This is a genomic window from Oxalobacter aliiformigenes, from assembly GCF_027116575.1.
In the GTDB taxonomy this organism is placed as follows: Bacteria; Pseudomonadota; Gammaproteobacteria; order Burkholderiales; family Burkholderiaceae_D; genus Oxalobacter; species Oxalobacter aliiformigenes.
On record NZ_CP098252.1, the window covers coordinates 479,003 to 494,536 of the forward strand.

The window sequence follows — 15,534 nt, forward strand, 5'->3', positions numbered from 1 at the left end:
AATGAATTTATTCTTTGAAGAATCGGGTGATTTCAAGACCGGCAATATTCTGAATCAGGTCGGAGAGGCATATCAGGTTGAATTGCCGGGCGGAAAACGCACAAAAGTACGTGCAAGAGACGTACTGTTCCAGTTCGGTACCCATGAGCCGGCGCAGTTATTGACGGAAGCCGGTAAAGTGGCGGAAGAGATCGATCTTGATTTTCTCTGGGAAGTCGCCGGTGAAGATGAATTCGAATATTCCGAACTGGGAAAGGAATATTTCGGACATGAACTGAAACCGGATGAAGCGGCAGGCCTGCTGATCAGGCTGCATTCGGCCCCCATGTATTTTTACCGAAAGGGAAAAGGCCGGTATAAGGCGGCGCCTGAAAAGGCGCTTCGTGCGGCACTGGCCAGCATTGAAAAGAAAAAGCAGCAGGCTATTATCCAGCAGCAGTATGTTGAACAGTTGAGGCAGGGAATATTGCCGGCTTCAATGAAAGAGAATGCTGTCCAGCTGTTATGTAAACCCGACAAGAACAGTATTGAATATAAGGCACTTGTCATGGCCTGTGATGAGATGCGAGTTTCGCCTGAACGCCTGATGTTGAATACCGGAGGAATAGCCGGTCCCAAAGAGCTTCATTTATCGCGGTTTATCCATGAACATTTTCCACGTGGCATCTCGTTTCCTGAAATGGATGTTCCCGATACGCGATTCGAATTGCCCGTCGCTGACGTCAATGCATTTTCTATTGACGATATCACAACGACGGAAATTGATGATGCCTTTTCCGTGACCCGGTTGGCCGGTGACCGGATCGGAATCGGTATTCATATCGCGGCGCCGGCATTGGGCATAAAACCAGGGGACGCCCTGGATGAGATGGCTAGGAAACGGCTGTCTACGGTGTATATGCCCGGAGACAAGATTACCATGTTGCCGGATGAACTGGTCAGCCGTTTTACTCTGAGTGCAGGGGAAATCCGGCCGGCACTCAGTCTGTATGCCATTGTTGATCCGTCCGACTGGTCTGTCGTGAAAACGGAAACCCGTGCGGAAATGATCAAAGTGTCTGAAAATCTTCGCCATAACGATCTGGATCATCTGATAACAGAGACCAGTCTGGCGAAAAATGAGGGAGATTATCCGCATAAGGAAGATATCCGGATTTTATGGCGCTGTTCACGCGTTTTCGAGAAGAAACGTATGGAAAAACGTGAAGCCTTCGGATTGCGGCCGGAACAGTCGAATCGTGTCGATTTCAATTTTTATGTCAGTGATGATGGAATAGTAACCATTGAAAAACGTAAACGGACAGCACCACTGGATAAAATTGTTGCCGAATTCATGATTTTTGCCAACAGTACCTGGGGAAAACTGCTGCATGAACATGGCATTCCCGGAATTTACCGGAGTCAGGGAAGCGGTAATGGCAGCTGGATGAATCGGATGCAGGTAAAAATGGTCACTCATGCGGCGCCTCATCAGGGGCTCGGGGTCGATCAATATGCCTGGAGTACATCTCCGTTGCGGCGTTATACTGATCTGGTCAACCAGTGGCAGATTCTGGCGTGTCTCGATTATGGAGTCGCTGCGCCGTTGTCGGCGCCATTTCGTCAGAAAGATGCCAGTTTGTTTGCTATTGTCAGTGCCTTCGATGCAGCATATAGTGCATACAATGAGTTCCAGTCGAAAATGGAAAGATACTGGTGTCTCAGGTGGCTGGCGCAAAACAATGTCCGTCAGGCGGAAGCTGTCGTGATCAGGGATGAAATGATTCGCCTTGTCGATATTCCCCTGACGATACCCATGCCGGGAATGCAGATTCTGGCGCGCGGAACGCAGGTAAAAATCGATCTGATACGCTGGGATGAAGTTGATTTGTCTGTTGAAGCGCGTTTCGTGGATGTTTCTGCAGAAACAGCAGGGGAAATAGAAGCAAATGAAGAGGAAATGGCGGAATAATCCGGCATTTCGTATGTCCCGTTCATAATCCAACAGCTGTTACAGTTTTACGGTGTGGGGAATGTGAAGATACTGTCGCAAAATCGGGTTTTGTATGTCGCCATTGCGGTATCGGTGTTGATACATGCAATCGTTTTGTCGGCCAGGTTCGGCTCGACTTTATCGTTTGATGCAAAGAAAAATACCCCGGCTATGGAGCTGGTACTGATCAATCCGCTTCCGCAGAAGATCATTAATGCGGCAGTCGGCGGGGCTGGAAATCCTGTGGCAAGTACCAAAAAAACCGTAAACGGGAAGACAGGCAAGCCGGCGAGCAATAAACCTGAGGCTGTTGTTCCGGAATCTTCCAAGGCAAACAAAGTGACAGGTTCTGCCGGAAGAAAAACAATGAATATGACTCATGGCGAAAGCAGTTTTCAGCTACCGGAGGAGCCGGACGGCCGTTCCGTCGTTTTCAGACGAAACGTGAGCGGAAATGGAAAAGGCATGAGTACGGATATCGGCGGTCCGGTTTCTTCCGGACGTCCGGTTATTACAGCCAATACCCGCGATGTCGGTTATGCCATGTATTACAAGGCCTTGCGCAAAAAGGTGGAAAATCTCGGTTTGATCAATTTTCCCCAGCGAAACGGGACAAGACTGTACGGCGAGTTGACGGTCCGTATTCCTGTCTATCGTGACGGATCGCTTTTTGAAAAAGAAGGCGGGCCCAGTATTGAAAGATCTTCAGGAAATCCCGCCCTAGACAAAGCGGCGTTGAATATCATCCGCCGGGCAGCCCCTTTTGGCCCGTTTCCGAAAAGCATGCGTTCAAAAAATGCAGAAGCAGATGTGTGGATCATCATTACCCGTCTGAAATTTACCCGGGATCAGGGGATACAGTCGCAAATCCAGTCGACAGTACATTAGCCCATGAAACAAAGAATTTTCCGGGAAACATATCCGATTTTCTTCAATCATACAAATTTATATATAGATTCATAGAATATGAGTGACCGTTACGCAGTGGTTGGTAATCCGATTGAACACAGCAAATCACCGGAGATACATACCCTTTTCGCACAACAGACAGGACAGAATATTCTGTATTCGCGTATGCTTGCACCGCTGGATGATTTCAGGTCAACGGTATTTCAGTTTGCCAGTCATGGAGGAAAAGGGCTGAATGTCACGGTTCCTTTCAAATTTGAGGCGTTTGCTTTGTCATCGCGTCTGACGTCACGTGCAAAAATGGCGGGTGCGGTCAATACATTGCATTTTGATGAAGGATCGATTTGTGGTGACAATACCGATGGGGCCGGGCTGGTCGCTGATATTACAAAAAATGTCGGTATCGCGTTGCGGGATTCCCGTATTTTATTACTGGGAGCGGGTGGCGCGGCATTTGGCGTCATGTTGCCTTTGCTTGAGCAAAAACCCGAATATTTGCTTGTGGCCAATCGCAATGAAGATAAGGCAAAAGAAATGATTTGTCGCTTTTCCGGTTTTGGCAGGGTTGAAACATCTTCCTATCAGGATTTGAGCGGCGACTTTGATATTGTGATCAATGCAACCTCGGCAGGTCTCCAAGGCGGTATGCCTCCGGTTCCCCCGACCGTTTTTGGCAAGAAAACCCTTGCTTTGGATATGGTTTATTCCGACAAGCCGACTCCATTCATGTCTTTTGCCGGTCGACAGGGAGCGAAGGTCAGAGATGGTTTCGGCATGCTGGTAGAACAGGCTGCAGAGTCATTTTTTGTCTGGCGGAATATCCGTCCTGATACCCGGCCTGTTTTTGAATATTTCGGACGCTGATTTTCATGAACAGACTGGTTAACCTGTTTCGGCGATACTGGCGATGGATCCTTCTGACCCCGCTTGGCCTGTTTCTGATGTTTCAGGCTTATTTTTTTCTGCAAATCGGATGGTGGGTCAATCATAATCCTGCTTCGACAAGTTTCATGCGCCAGCAATTGGCGGTTCTTCAGGAAAAGAATCCGAAAGCGAAATTACAGCATAAATGGGTTCCATATAAACGGATTTCACGGAATTTGAAGCGTGCGATTATTGCTTCGGAAGATGCCAATTTTACGGATCATGAAGGAGTTGACTGGGATGCCCTGCTCAAGGCTTACGAGAAAAACAGCCGTAAGGGAAAGATTGTTGCGGGGGGATCGACCATTACCCAGCAACTGGCCAAAAACCTGTTTTTGTCGGGAAACCGGAGTTATTTTAGAAAAGGGCAGGAAATCATCATTACCTATATGCTTGAATTCTGGATGGAAAAGGAAAGGATATTCGAACTGTATCTGAACCTGGTCGAATTCGGTACAGGTGTTTTCGGTGCCGAGGCCGCAGCCCGTCATTACTACGGAACATCTGCTTCTTCATTAAGTGCCGGTCAGGCGGCCAGGCTGGCCGCCATGTTGCCCAAGCCAAGATATTTTGACAAGCACCGGAATTCGGGCTATCTGATGCATCGTACAGCGTTGATTCTAAGAAGAATGGGATCTGCAGATGTGCCGCGATAGCCGTTTTATCTGCCTGAAGTTCTTGCCACTCCAATCCGTTATCAGTACACTTGCGCTATTTTCAGTTAGGCGGCAGTTTTATGGTCAATAAAAGCCACCGTCGCTTTTCCTTTTCGTCATAAAACCGTCACATGACCATGATGTTATCCATCCATCAGCGAGTCCGCCGGCAGTTACCCTGTTAATATGTCTGAAAGATTATCTCCATGATCAATGTTTTTGTACTTCAAAACGGTCGTTTGAACCAGGTGCCCATCGATTCCAAGTCCGATCTGGAAAATGTCGCACCTGTCTGGGTGGATATGACAGATCCGACGGAGGAAGAACGATCATGGGTAAGAAGTGCATATGACGTAACGATGCCTGACGAAGACGATGTCAAGGATATCGAAGCTTCTGCACGTTATTATGAAGCGGAGAACGGTGATCTTCATTTGAGAACGGACTTCAGAATTGATTATGACGAAGGGCCTTCACAAACGGTGACAGTGGCATTCATTCTGGCACGTAATATACTGTTTTCGATGCACGCGGAGGATTTGCCGGTATTCAGACTTGTCAGAATGCGTGCCCGATCGCGTCCAGGTTCTATCACCGACTACAAAGATGTACTTTTGGACCTTTACGCAACAGATGCCGAATATTCGGCAGATGCGTTAGAAGGTATTTACAGAAATCTTGAAGAAGTCAGTATTAAAGTGTTGCAGGAAGAGTTTACAGACCAGGATGCGGCAGCTACGTTGAATACGATTGCACAAGAAGAAGACCTTAACGGACGTATCCGCAGGACCATGATGGATACGCGCCGTGCTGTCAGCTTTCTGATGCGGGGGCGTTTGCTGGATTCCGACCAGTTCGAGGAAGCGCGCCAGATTTTGAGAGACATCGAATCGCTGGACGGCCATACATCCTTTTTGTTCGAAAAAATCAACTTTCTGATGGACGCGACAGTCGGTTTTATTAACATTAACCAGAACAAGATCATCAAGATTTTCTCGGTTGCCAGTGTCGCGTTCCTGCCACCGACATTGATTGCCAGTATCTATGGCATGAATTTCCGGATTCTGCCTGAATTGAGCTGGGATTTCGGCTATCCTTTTGCACTGGTGCTGATGTTGTTGAGTGCGTTGGCGCCTTTCTGGTATTTCCGTCACAGAGGATGGCTCAAGTAGGAGAAGCCGTTTCCGCTTACTGGTGGATTATATTGTTCTGAGGGGCTGCTGGTATGTGATGAAAACAGGTGGCTTCCGTGAGAGGACAGTCTCGGGAATATGTCCGGTGTGTGTTTGTTGCGGATGCCTTTATTGTTTTGATGCATCGTACAGTCGCTGAATGGTTTTTTGCATATCGCCAAGCCATTTTGCCGGATCATCAACAGAAATCCACCAGCAAACATCTGCAAACCCTGTGCAGTCCGCAAATTCTTCGATCGTATTTTTTTGGGCTGATCCGAATTCGGCAATGCATTCATCGAGAATAACAAGCCAGGAATATTTCTCCCTGACAGCCTGGATTACTGCAGGCTCCAGTTCCATTTGCGAAAAGATGTCGGGCATGGAGCCATATCCGAAGCCGTCATCCACATAAGTGCGACTCAGACGAAAGCCCTGACCGTATTTGGAATTCTTGCTCAGCCAAGGATATTCAGTGGATCCTAACATGGAATCGTCCGTCGATATGATATTTTTCCCCAAAGAGAGAAATTTGCTGAAAAAACCGTTTGTCATGTTTTGTGTCGCTGGTGAAATCCGGAAAACAGGCCGTATCGTAAAAACTTTTCAGTCTGACTGTTTTGTGCGATGCTTTCCGGATGGCTGTCCCTGTCGAAGAAAAAACATTATATCGCATAAGCAATGAATTCTTCTCGTGGCATAAATTGTTTAAGTCATGAAAATCAAGTGGTTACTGAAAATACAATTTTCCTGATCGAGTCTTTGAAAAGCGGGTGCAAGAGGAGTCATGAACAAAATCGTTGAAATGTCGGGTTCAGTGAAAGACCGTTCTGTACGCTTTGCATGGAATGGAAAATGCAAACAAAGCGATTTCAGACAGGGATAGTAAAAATTGACTATGGTCAAGTACGGTTTTTGCCCTGAGAAGCTATGATAGCTGCTAGCTTGAAAGTTGGTATGTCACTTCACCTGCCTGTAACAAGTTGTTTTGCAACTCTGAAACGATTTCCGGTTTTTGGATGTGGACAGACGAAAGCAAGATAAGCGACGATGCTGATTGGTTTGATTAAAAGCTGAATTCCATTAAAACAGTCCATGAGTGCGACAACAGACGATTCACTGAAATTAGGGAGTGCGAATACAGGTACCATTTCAGGTGGTCATCTTGTCGCGAAAGCGCTTAGAAATGAAGGAATCGACACGATATTCACCCTCTCCGGAGGCAATATCGTGGATATATATGACGGTTGTGTCAATGAAGGCATCCGGGTTATCGATTTTCGCCATGAACAGGTAGCAGCACACGCCGCTGATGGATATGCACGCCAGACAGGGCAGACAGGATGTCTGGTCACGACAGCAGGCCCGGGGTGCTGTAATGCCATAACCGGAATGGCGACAGCATTGCGATCGGAAACGCCACTTCTGCATATTGGTGGCCAAGGTGCCACTTCCCAGTATTTGCAGGGTTCCTTGCAGGAATTCGATCATGTCAGACTGATGTCTCCCGTTACCAAATGGGCGGCAAGTGTTCGCTCGACTGAACGGATTGCCGATATGGTTTCCATGGGGTGTCGGGAGGCATGGGGCGAAGTTCCCGGTCCGGTCTATCTTGAAATACCCCGGGATCTTCTTGATCGCAGTATTGAACTGCAAGATTGCGTCATTCCCGCAGCTGGTCATTACCGTTTCTCCTGTAAAGTGATGTGTTCACCTCCCGAGATAGAAAAACTGGCGGATCTGTTGGTCCATGCTGAAAAACCGGCTGCCCTGTTCGGAAGTCAGGTATGGAACGGAAGAAGTCATCGGGAAGCGCTTGAGCTGATCAGGACTTTTGATATTCCTGCCTACACGAATGGTTCTGCCCGCGGCATTTTCAGAAACAATGACCCGCTTTCCTTTGACAGGACACGTGACAAGGCATTGGCCGAAGCCGATGTTATTCTCGTTGTCGGCACACCTTTCGATTTCAGGCTGGGTTATGGCAAGTCGCTGAATCCGGCAGCCAAAGTCATTCAGATAGACCAAAATTATTCGGTAATCGGCAAAAATCGTGATATTGAACTGGGTCTGCTGGGACATGCCGGTACCATTTTCAGAGCGGTTGTGGATGCTGTTTCCGGAAGTGAAAAACGGAAAATGGCAACGAAGCGAAAAGAATGGATTGCAACGCTTCGGGCCGCGGAAGCAGAAGCACTTGAAAAACTGATGCCATTGTTCAAATCGGAGAACAGTCTGATCAATCCGTACCGGGTGGCATATGAACTGAACGAGTTTCTTGAGGAAAACACGATATATGTCGGAGATGGCGGGGATGTCGTGACGATCTCTGCACAGGCCGTACGTCCCCGCAGACCGGGACAATGGATGGATCCGGGGCCTTTGGGAAGTCTGGGGGTCGGTACAGGTTTCGCTATTGGAGCCAAACTGGCCAATCCGGACAAGGAGGTCGTGTGCTACTATGGTGATGGCGCTTTCTCCATGACGGCGTTCGATATGGAAACGGCCAACCGCTTCAAGGCCCCTTACCTAGCAGTGGTCGGTAACAACTCGGCCATGAACCAGATCCGATATGCACAACTGGCCAAATATGGTGATCGTGGTAACGTTGGCACTTTGTTAAGTGACTTGCCGTATGGTAAATTTGCGGAAATGATGGGTGGCTACGGTGAGGAAGTCTACAATCCCGGAGATATTGCGCCTGCCTTGCGGCGTGGACGTGAGGCCATAGCCAGAACGGGCAAGTGTGCTGTTATCAATATCTGGGTTGACCCGCAAGAATGGTCGCCGGGAACCAAGGCACGTTTGAAGGCACGTATGGCCGGCAAATAGTGGAAAAGAATGCGAAGAAAGAAGGCGACTTCTTTCTCGTTGTGAAAACTGGTGTATGCCAGAGATAAAGGTAATACTGACCAATACATTGGAGGAAGAGAAATATGGGTAGCAAAGCATTATCCGGAGTAAGAATTCTGGACATGACCCACGTACAGGCGGGGCCGACCTCGTCCCAGCTGTTGGCATGGATGGGAGCGGACGTCATCAAGTTCGAAAATCCGACGGGCGACATCACACGTAAACAGCTGCGTCACGATCCGAACAAGGACAGCTTGTACTTCACCATGTTGAACAGCAACAAGCGTTCGATCATTGCGAACATGAAGAGCAAGGCAGGCTGCGAAATTTTCGAAGAACTGCTGAGAAAATGCGACGTCATCATGGAAAACTTTGGACCTGGCGTGCTGGCAAGATTCGGCTACACCTGGGAAAAGATCCATGAAATCAACCCGGCCATCATCTACGCTACCATCAAAGGCTTCGGTTCCTCCGGACCATACAGCGACTACAAGGCCTACGAACCGATCGCCCAGGCAATGGGTGGTTCCATGTCCACAACCGGTTTCCCGGAAAATCCGCCGACCATCACAGGTGCCCAGATTGGTGACACCGGTACCGGTCTGCACCTGGCCATCGGTATCTGCGCAGCCCTGTACCACAGAACCCACAACGGTGGAATCGGACAGGAAGTCGAAGCAGCCATGCAGGAATCCGTCATGAACCTGTGCCGCGTCAAATTCCGTGACCAGGGTCGTCTGATGGGAGGCAAAGCCGCATTGCCGGAATACAGCCGTCCGACCCTGGGACTGACCGCCGTACCTCGTGCAGGTAACGACTCCGGTGGTGGCCAGCTGGGTAACTGTATCCCATGTAAACCTTTCGGAACCAACGACTACGTCTACTTCATTGTCCAGGAAGCCAACTGGCCGGTAGTGGCAAGAGCCATTGGAGACGAAGCACTGGTAACAGACGAACGCTTTGCGACCCTGGCAGAACGTCGTAAAAACCAGAACGAACTGTGGAAAATGATCGCAGACTTTGCGAAGAACTACACCAAACGTGAATTCACCGCATTCTGCAACGAAAAGAACATCCCGTGCGGACCGGTTCTGTCCACAGAAGAAATCATGACAGACCCACACGTTGCACACCGTGAAATGATCGTCAAGGTAGAAGGCCATCCGCAAGGAGACTACTACACCGTTGGTATGCCGATCAAACTGTCGATGGGTAACGTAGACAAGATTCTGCCGGCACCGATGCTGGGTGAACACACGGAAGAAATCCTGAAAGAAGTTTGCGGATTCTCGGCAGAGAAGATTGCGGAACTGAAAGCGGGCGGAGCTTTCGACGTACCACCGAAGAAGAAAAAATAATGGTGAGTCAATTGTTTTAATGAAGTGATTCATTAACTTTTGCAGGATGGGTGGAAAGACCACCACCCATCCATTCTTTTTGAAGGATAAGTATGAATATTCATGAATATCAGGGAAAAGAAATTTTGCGCAAATATGGGGTGACAACACCTCGTGGATTTCCCTGTTTTAGTGTCGACGAAGCTGTCGAAGCCGCAAAAAAACTGGGTGGCAATGTCTGGGTCGTCAAGGCACAGATTCACGCCGGTGGCCGTGGCAAGGGTGGTGGTGTCAAGGTTGCCAAGTCACTGGATGAAGTCAGAAAATATGCATCCGAAATTCTCGGAATGACGCTGGTAACGCACCAGACCGGTCCGGAAGGCCGTGTTGTCAAGCGTCTGCTGATCGAAGAAGGTGCCGACATCCAGAAGGAATACTATGTGGGTATGGTCATTGACCGTGCCACGCAGCGCGTGGCGTTGATGGCTTCTTCCGAAGGTGGCATGAACATTGAGGATGTCGCTCGCGATACTCCTGAACTGATCCACAAGGTTTTTATTGATCCGTCCACCGGCCTGACCGATGCTGAAGGTGAAGACATCGCGCGCAAGATCGGTATGCCTGAAGCTGCTGTCAAAGAAACCTGCAAATTCATGCAGGGTCTGTACAAGGCTTTTGTTGAAACGGATGCATCCCTGGCGGAAATCAATCCGTTGATCCGCACAGGAGACAACCGCGTCATTGCGCTGGATGCCAAGTTCAATTTCGATTCCAACGCATTGTATCGTCATCCGGAAATCCAGGAAATGCGCGATCTGGATGAAGAAAATCCTGATGAAATCCAGGCTTCCAAATTCGATCTGACCTATATTTCGCTGGACGGCAATATCGGATGTATGGTCAATGGTGCCGGTCTGGCAATGGCAACCATGGATATCATCAAACTGTATGGCGGTGCTCCGGCAAACTTCCTGGACGTTGGTGGCGGTGCAACCACTGAAAAAGTGACCGAAGCCTTCAAGATCATGTTGTCCAATCCGAACGTCAAGGCCATACTGGTCAATATCTTCGGTGGCATCATGAGATGCGACGTCATCGCCAACGGCATTGTCGCAGCAGCCAAGCAAGTTGCCCTGAAAGTACCTCTGGTGGTACGTCTCGAAGGAACCAATGTAGAACAGGGTAAAGAAATACTGGCCAAGTCCGGTTTACCGATCATCTCTGCCAGCGGCATGGCTGATGCTGCACAAAAGGCGGTTAACGCAGCAAAGGGTAATTAATTATGTCTATTCTGATCAACAAGAACAGCCGGGTCATCGTTCAGGGTATGACCGGTAAAACCGGTGCATTCCATACTGAAATGTGCATAAACTATGCTTTTGGTAAAGAATGCTATGTTGGTGGTGTCAATGCAAAAAAAGCCGGCACAACTTTTTTGAATCTGCCTGTCTTCGGCAGTGTAAAGGAAGCCAAGGAACAAACAGGCGCCAATGTTTCCGTTATTTATGTTCCGCCTCCGTTTGCCGCAGCGGCGATTGATGAAGCTGTTGAAGCCGGTATCGAATTTGTTATCTGTATTACAGAAGGTATTCCGGTTGAAGATATGTTGCGTACCCGTTATAAAATGCAAGGCAAAAACACCATTCTTCTTGGACCAAACTGCCCGGGTATCATTACGCCGGACGAACTGAAGATCGGTATTATGCCGGGTCATATTCACAGAAAAGGTACGATCGGTGTCGTTTCCAAATCGGGTACCCTGACATATGAAGCAGCCAGCCAGCTGGCCGAATTCGGTCTGGGTCAATCCACTGTTGTCGGTGTCGGCGGTGATCCGATCAATGGCCTGAAACATATCGATGTTCTGAAGATGTTTAATGATGATCCGGAAACGGAAGCCGTTATTATGGTAGGCGAAATCGGCGGTAATGATGAAGAAACTGCCGCACGCTGGGCCAAGGACAATATGAAGAAGCCGATTGTCGGTTTCATTGCTGGTGTAACCGCGCCTCCGGGAAAACGGATGGGTCATGCTGGCGCAATCATTTCCGGTGGCAAAGGTACGGCACAGGAAAAACTGGCTGTTATGGAAGAATGCGGTATTACGGTAACACGTAATCCTGCCGAAATCGGCAAAACGATGAAATCTGTTCTGAAATAACATTATTGCCGGAAATTGAAAAAGCCCGGTCAACCGGGCTTTTTTTATTGTATCTTTTCCGTTTGGTCAGAAATGTCCTGTTTCGAGATAATGGCAGAGACATTGCAAACAATGCAAGACACTTTGATCCCTTACCTCTGACCGGTTCCCGCTGAATTGTTGTTTGTCGGTACTGAATATGCCGGTTCGGGTAGCAAAACCGAAGCATACGGTACCAACCGGTTTGTCAAGAGAACCTCCTCCAGGCCCGGCAATTCCGGTCGTCGAAATGGCAATGTCGCCCTGTGTTGCGTCAAGAGCGCCTTTCGCCATGGCCAGAGCCACTTTCTGGCTGACGGCACCTTGTTGTCTTATCAGTTCTTCGGGAACTCCTGCCAGCTTTGTTTTTGATTCGTTCGAGTAAGTGACGAGTCCGCAATCAAACCATTCCGAGGCACCGGGAATATCTGTGACCAGTTTGGAAAGACTGCCGCCGGTACAGGACTCGACGGTAACCAGTTTCAGTTTTTTTTGCGAGAGTAAAGTACCAATATACTGGGCGAGTTCGGATGGATTTTTGATCATGGCTATTCAGTATAAAAGTTGATCGGCAGTGAAACAGGTTTTCCATAATGCGAAAACAAGCAATGTGAAAAAGGCTGCAATGATATCGTCCAGCATAACACCAAAACCGCCATGTATGTGTTTGTCGAAAAAGCGGATAGGCTGCGGTTTTGTCATGTCCAACAGGCGAAACAGGGCGAAAGCAACGCATTCGGCAAAAAAAGAACAAGGTGTTATGAATAGAAGGATCAGCCAGAAGGCAATGATCTCATCCCACACCATGCTCCCGTCGTCCGGGTTGTTAAGCGCATTCCCGGTTGTCTGACAGGTTTTGATACCGATCAAAAAACCGATTATGCAAATGATGCCCCATACCGGAGGGGTGAACAGGGAGGGAAAACGGCAGGTCAGCAAGTCATAACTGATCCAGGCGAACAGTGTTCCTGCTGTCCCCGGCATGATGGGAGATAGGCCGCTTCCAAACCCAAGGGATATTAAATGGAATGGATGGGATAACAAAAAGGTAATATCCGGTGAGCGTTTGACAGGAGCATTCATTTTTCTGTTGTCAGAAAGTGATCGAATGAATGATGAGAAAAGGTTTGCAATTCTCCGTTGTTATTGCGAAGTCTTAGTCCCGGGGTGCTTTCAATGAAGCCGACTCTTGTAACGGGAATACCTGTTTTATCGGATGCTTCCAGAACGCGGCTGCGTTTTGATACAGGGGCCGTGAAACACAATTCATAGTCGTCACCTCCACCCAATGCACATAACATGCGGAAATCTTCAGGTTGTCTGGCAAGAATGGAACTGACAGGCAGAGCGTCAATATTCACGGTGGCACCGACCTTGGATGCATTGAGAATGTGAGTCAGATCTCCAAGGAGACCATCGGAAAGATCCAGGGCTGCAGATGCAATCTTGCGCAATGCTTTGCCCAGAGCGACTCGAGGCATTGGCATTTGCAACCGGGGCAATACCTTGCTGAATTCATCATCGTTTAAAGCAGTTTCACGCCGGCAATGTGCCAGAGCCAGCCGGGCGTCCCCGATCGTCCCTGAAATCCAGATGTCGTCGCCATGCCGGGCGTTGTCTCTTCTGATAGCTTGTCCAAGGGGAATCTGTCCGAAAACGGTAATACAGATATTGAGAGGGCCTTTGGTCGTATCGCCGCCTATCAGTTCGCATTGAAATAAATTGGCCAATGAGAACATGCCTTCGGAAAAAGGTTTCAGCCATGTTTCCTCTGCCCGGGGTAAAGCCAGTGCCAGTGTGAAAGCGACAGGATCGGCACCCATGGCTGCCAGATCGGAAAGATTGACAGCGAGTGATTTGTGTCCAAGCTGTGCAGGATCGGTATCCGGAAAAAAGTGTGTGCCTGAAACCAGCATGTCGGTGGAAATGGCCATTTGAGTACCAGGTGTCGGCATTAAAAGAGCACAATCGTCGCCAATACCCAAAGAAGCGTTTGAGATGGGTTTTGTGAAATATTTGGTGATGAGATCAAATTCTGAAAGCATATCTCTTTAAAAACTGAAAGGGAACTTGGTCGTTATCCTAGTGAACTAATACATAATGATGCTATTTATATCGTGTTTAAGCAAGATAATGATAAACTAGCCAATCTGGCCGATTGGCTGGGTTGGTCTCTAAACACACTTTGAATTTCCGATCTGGAAAACACAATCGAGGTTTTCTGCACTTTTCCTGTTAGATAGGCGTTTTTATCATGAACCCGTCATGGATCGAATATATCGCAGCTGTACTTTTCTTTCTGGCATTGATTCATACTTTTTCTGCCAAATATTTTGTCCAGTTGTCTCATCGTGAGAGTCGTCACTCGGGGGCTTGGTTGATGCTGGGGGAAGTTGAAGTGATATTCGGTTTCTGGGCTTTTATCCTGCTTGGATTTATGGCAGCAGTCGGAGGGTATGAAAGTGCTGTCGAATATATGGATACCCGGGATTTTACCGAGCCATTATTTGTTTTTGTCATTCTGGTAATTGCTGGAACCCGTCCAATTCTTCAGGCGGCTCAATTACTGATTGATACCCTTGAAAAAATCATTCCATTGCCGGGAATGATTACTTATTATTTTCTGACACTGACTATTGTGCCATTGCTGGGATCCTTTATTACGGAACCTGCGGCCATGACATTGGCCGCCATTATTCTGCGGGATCGGTATTTTTCCAAAAAAATTCCGGAAACCATGAAATATCTGACGATCGCAATTCTCTTTGTCAATGTATCGATCGGTGGAGTTCTAACTTCATATGCCGCGCCACCTGTTCTTATGGTTGCTTCAAAATGGGGATGGGGGTTGGATTTTATGCTTGCTACGTTTGGGTGGAAAGCGGCATTGGCTATTTTTATCAATGCACTGATTGCGTCTTGGATTTTCAGAAAAATTCTATTGGGTATGGATGATTTGAAAGATGACTATGAAGTCGGTCGTGTACCGCCGCTGGTTATGCTTATCCATTTGACGACTCTCGTTCTGGTTGTGATATTCAGCCATCATCCGTTTGTTTTCGTGGGGTTCTTCCTGTTTTTTCTAGGTTTTACGGAAGCTTACCATCGCTATCAAAGTCCGTTGATGTTGAGGGAAGGACTGCTGGTTGCATTTTTTCTGGCTGGTCTGGTTGTGCTGGGAGGAATGCAGAAATGGTGGCTTGCTCCTATCCTGTCCAGGTTAAATAGCGCAATGTTATTTGTCGGCGCAACATTCCTGACTGCTATCACAGATAATGCTGCTTTGACATATTTGGGATCGCTTGTTGATGGTCTTTCGGATGCGAACAAATATGCTCTGGTTGCCGGTGCAATTACGGGCGGTGGCCTTACTGTGATTGCCAATGCCCCTAACCCGGTCAGTTTTTCACTGCTCAAAAATACGTTTGAGCATCAATCCATCAATCCCTTGATGCTTTTCGTATATGCATTGCCGCCAACAGTTGTTGCAGCCTGTTGTTTTGTCTTTTTGTAATAAAAGGTATCGTATAAA

At 48.1% G+C, this 15,534-nt stretch carries 14 protein-coding genes; 10 read left to right on the top strand and 4 right to left on the bottom strand.

Going from position 1 to position 15,534, the window contains the following annotated elements:
• The first annotated feature begins 1 nt into the window (after position 1).
• The 5 genes from NB647_RS02285 (at position 2) to corA (ending at position 5,633) form a co-directional block, all read left to right on the top strand.
• Positions 2 to 1,951 (top strand): ribonuclease catalytic domain-containing protein, encoded by a 1,950-nt coding sequence (locus NB647_RS02285; RefSeq protein WP_269264935.1) that lies wholly within the window; start codon positions 2 to 4, stop codon positions 1,949 to 1,951.
• A 63-nt stretch (positions 1,952 to 2,014) separates the two neighbouring features.
• A complete protein-coding gene (locus NB647_RS02290; protein ID WP_269264936.1) occupies positions 2,015 to 2,860 on the top strand; it encodes a TonB family protein in 846 nt (281 codons plus the stop codon).
• Between the two features lie 78 nt (positions 2,861 to 2,938).
• Positions 2,939 to 3,745 (top strand): shikimate dehydrogenase, encoded by an 807-nt coding sequence (aroE, locus tag NB647_RS02295; protein ID WP_269264937.1) that lies wholly within the window; start codon positions 2,939 to 2,941, stop codon positions 3,743 to 3,745.
• A 5-nt stretch (positions 3,746 to 3,750) separates the two neighbouring features.
• Complete coding sequence (gene mtgA / locus NB647_RS02300; protein ID WP_269264938.1) at positions 3,751 to 4,461, top strand: monofunctional biosynthetic peptidoglycan transglycosylase; 711 nt, start codon at positions 3,751 to 3,753, stop codon at positions 4,459 to 4,461.
• 206 nt (positions 4,462 to 4,667) lie between these two features.
• A complete protein-coding gene (corA, locus tag NB647_RS02305; RefSeq protein ID WP_269264939.1) occupies positions 4,668 to 5,633 on the top strand; it encodes a magnesium/cobalt transporter CorA in 966 nt (321 codons plus the stop codon).
• A 129-nt stretch (positions 5,634 to 5,762) separates the two neighbouring features.
• On the opposite strand, the gene NB647_RS02310 is transcribed toward corA, so the two are convergent.
• Complete coding sequence (locus tag NB647_RS02310) at positions 5,763 to 6,188, bottom strand: hypothetical protein (protein ID WP_269283959.1); 426 nt, start codon at positions 6,186 to 6,188, stop codon at positions 5,763 to 5,765.
• Positions 6,189 to 6,728: 540 nt separating this feature from the next.
• Between NB647_RS02310 and NB647_RS02315 the strand changes: the two genes are divergently transcribed.
• The 4 genes from NB647_RS02315 (at position 6,729) to sucD (ending at position 11,984) form a co-directional block, all read left to right on the top strand.
• A complete protein-coding gene (locus NB647_RS02315) occupies positions 6,729 to 8,465 on the top strand; it encodes a thiamine pyrophosphate-binding protein (RefSeq protein WP_269283960.1) in 1,737 nt (578 codons plus the stop codon).
• Positions 8,466 to 8,569: 104 nt separating this feature from the next.
• Entirely contained in the window at positions 8,570 to 9,844 is a 1,275-nt protein-coding gene (gene frc, locus NB647_RS02320; protein WP_269283785.1) for a formyl-CoA transferase, read from the top strand.
• A gap of 92 nt (positions 9,845 to 9,936) precedes the next feature.
• On the top strand, positions 9,937 to 11,103 hold the full coding sequence (gene sucC / locus NB647_RS02325) for an ADP-forming succinate--CoA ligase subunit beta (protein ID WP_269283961.1): 1,167 nt from the start codon (positions 9,937 to 9,939) through the stop codon (positions 11,101 to 11,103).
• Between the two features lie 2 nt (positions 11,104 to 11,105).
• Positions 11,106 to 11,984, top strand: coding sequence for a succinate--CoA ligase subunit alpha (gene sucD, locus NB647_RS02330; protein WP_269264943.1), 879 nt, complete (start codon positions 11,106 to 11,108; stop codon positions 11,982 to 11,984).
• 66 nt (positions 11,985 to 12,050) lie between these two features.
• Here sucD and NB647_RS02335 read toward each other — a convergent pair whose 3' ends face one another.
• Genes NB647_RS02335 through thiL form a run of 3 tightly spaced genes read right to left on the bottom strand, consistent with a single transcriptional unit; the run spans position 12,051 to position 14,047 of the window.
• Entirely contained in the window at positions 12,051 to 12,548 is a 498-nt protein-coding gene (locus tag NB647_RS02335) for a CinA family protein (RefSeq protein WP_269283963.1), read from the bottom strand.
• Positions 12,549 to 12,554: 6 nt separating this feature from the next.
• The gene (locus NB647_RS02340) at positions 12,555 to 13,085 is read right to left on the bottom strand and encodes a phosphatidylglycerophosphatase A family protein (RefSeq protein WP_269264945.1); all 531 of its coding nucleotides are present in this window, start codon (positions 13,083 to 13,085) and stop codon (positions 12,555 to 12,557) included.
• On the bottom strand, positions 13,082 to 14,047 hold the full coding sequence (gene thiL / locus NB647_RS02345; protein WP_269264946.1) for a thiamine-phosphate kinase: 966 nt from the start codon (positions 14,045 to 14,047) through the stop codon (positions 13,082 to 13,084). The genes NB647_RS02340 and thiL overlap by 4 nt, the downstream gene beginning before the upstream one ends.
• A gap of 209 nt (positions 14,048 to 14,256) precedes the next feature.
• On the opposite strand from thiL, the gene NB647_RS02350 reads away from it, so the two are divergent.
• The gene (locus NB647_RS02350) at positions 14,257 to 15,516 is read left to right on the top strand and encodes a putative Na+/H+ antiporter (protein ID WP_269264947.1); all 1,260 of its coding nucleotides are present in this window, start codon (positions 14,257 to 14,259) and stop codon (positions 15,514 to 15,516) included.
• Positions 15,517 to 15,534: the final 18 nt, after the last annotated feature.